Source organism: Mesorhizobium sp. M7A.F.Ca.US.011.01.1.1, assembly GCF_003998295.1.
Classification (GTDB): domain Bacteria; phylum Pseudomonadota; class Alphaproteobacteria; order Rhizobiales; family Rhizobiaceae; genus Mesorhizobium.
The window spans coordinates 1-1280 of the sequence record NZ_RZRT01000173.1 but is presented as its reverse complement, the minus strand read 5'-3'; the positions used below and the strand labels follow the sequence as shown (position 1 = coordinate 1280).

Here is a 1280-nt window from a genome sequence, read left to right as displayed (position 1 = left end):
CGGGACCAGAAGTAACGTGATGAGCATCCGCCGTCGTGCCATAGCCGACGAGCGCGGCGAGCGGTTTTGCGCCGCGCGCCAGCGCGTGGCTCAACGCCTCGATGACCAGCACCCCGGCTCCTTCGCCCATGACGAAGCCGTCCCGCGATATGTCGAAAGGGCGCGAGGCTTGAGCCGGCATCTTATTGAAGCCGGTTGAAAGAGAGCGTGCGGCGGCAAACCCACCGAGGCTGACGATGTTCATGCACGCTTCCGTGCCTCCGCAAACGGCGATATCAGCTTCGTTCGCGCGGATAAGGCGGGCCGCGTCGCCGATCGCCCGGATGCCGGCCGCGCATGCCGTCACCGGTGCGCCCAATGGACCTTTGAAACCATGACGGATTGAGATCTGACCCGCCGCGAGGTTCACCAGGAAGGACGGCACCGTAAAGGGCGACAGGCGGCGGGCGCCACGCAGGTCGACGGTGCGCACGGCTTCCGTGATGGCTGGGAAGCCGCCGACCCCTGAAGCGATGACGGTTGCCGTGCGCAGGCGATCCGTTTCCAAGACAGGCTTCCATTTCGCCTGCGCAAGCGCCTCTTCCGCCGCCGCCAGCGCAAAGAGAATAAACCGATCTACCTTGCGCTGATCCTTCGCGGACAGGATGCCATCAGGATCGAAGCCAGCGTCGGGGTCTTCTTTCAAGGAGGGAACCACGCCGCCAATCTTCGCCGGCAGGCCTCCCACCACATCGTCCGGAAGCCTGCGGATGCCCGAACGACCGGCAAGCAGGCGCGACCATGACGCTTCGACATTGGCGGCAAGGGGCGTGACCGCCCCCATGCCTGTAACAACAATCCGTCGCATCTATTCTCCTATTACTTGGGTGCGCGGACAGCGCTGCCGACGCCGTTCAAGCGGCGACTGCTTCGCGAACCTGATCGGTTGCCGCATCCAGAAAGGCCTGCGCGAGGTTGGGGTCGTTGACGACCCGCGAGAGGAGCACCGCGCCGACCATCGTCGAGAGAACGGCCATGGCCTTGCCGCCGGCTTCATCATTGTCGGCCCCGCCAACCCAACCGCCGAGCATTTCAAGGTATTCCCTGATCCCGGCCTCGAATGACGCCTTCACCTCGGCGCCCTGTCTGGCAGCATCCGAGCCAAGCGCAACGACCGGGCAGCCGTCCATCCTTTCTCCGCGATGATCCATGCTGAGATAGAATGAGATCACTGCGTCGAGCGGATTCTCAGGGTTTGCCGCGGTTGCGGCCGACCACCTGTGGGTGGCACTCTCCATCGC

The 1280-nt window shown here is 64.3% G+C and carries 2 protein-coding genes; both read right to left on the bottom strand.

Annotated features, from left to right (window positions below; all coding sequences use genetic code 11):
• Positions 1-847: beta-ketoacyl synthase N-terminal-like domain-containing protein (locus EOA13_RS37110; protein WP_127298043.1), on the bottom strand; the 847-nt coding region annotated here is incomplete at its 3' end.
• A 46-nt stretch (positions 848-893) separates the two neighbouring features.
• Positions 894-1280: TetR/AcrR family transcriptional regulator (locus EOA13_RS37105; protein WP_127298042.1), on the bottom strand; the 387-nt coding region annotated here is incomplete at its 5' end.